Raw genomic sequence first — 683 nt, forward strand, 5'->3', positions numbered from 1 at the left:
GCACCGCCATCCGACTGCTGTCCGGACGGGCGGGCATGGAGCGCCGGTACGCCAAGGACCTGCGGGCGCGCTCCGCCGACGAGGGGGAGCAGGGCGTCCACGACCCGGATGCGATCACCGACTCGGTGGACGTCCGGGCCTTCGCCGTGTCCCAGACCCGTCCGCAGACCCAGGCGCCCGTACCGCCCCTCCCGGACGAGCGCCCGGAACCCGGCCACGGCGGGCGGGCCCCGCAGGAACGCGGCACACCGCACGCGCCCGAGGCGCCCGCCCCGCGCGGCGAACCGGCGTCCACGCGAGACGAGCCGGCCGCCCAGGGACGTGTCCCCGCCGCGCGCCGCTCCCCGGACGCCGTCCGCCGGGACCGCACCGCGCGGGCCGCCGCCGAGCGCGCCCGGCGCTCGAAGGCGCTCGCGCGCCGCCGGCGCACCATCACGATGCTCTTCCTCGCCTTCACGCTCGGCGCGGTCGTCGCCGCCGTCGGCGGGCTGGCGTTCCTCTGGGCGCCCGGCGTGCCCGCCGTGCTGCTCAGCGCCTACATCGCCTACCTGCGCTCCCAGGAGCGCCGCCGGTTCGCCTACCAGATGGACCGCCGCCAGGCCGAGGCCGCGGCCCAGCGGCTGCGCGAGCGGCGGCCCCGCCGCCGCCCCGTCGCCGACGAGGCCGACCCGGACGAACCGGAG

At 79.6% G+C, this 683-nt stretch carries 1 pseudogene; it reads left to right on the plus strand.

The window, feature by feature from the left end:
• Positions 1-683, plus strand: a pseudogene (locus LPA54_RS34315) (hypothetical protein); the annotation flags it as partial.

The sequence above is a fragment of the Streptomyces sp. DH12 genome, assembly GCF_020873895.1.
GTDB lineage: Bacteria > Actinomycetota > Actinomycetes > Streptomycetales > Streptomycetaceae > Streptomyces.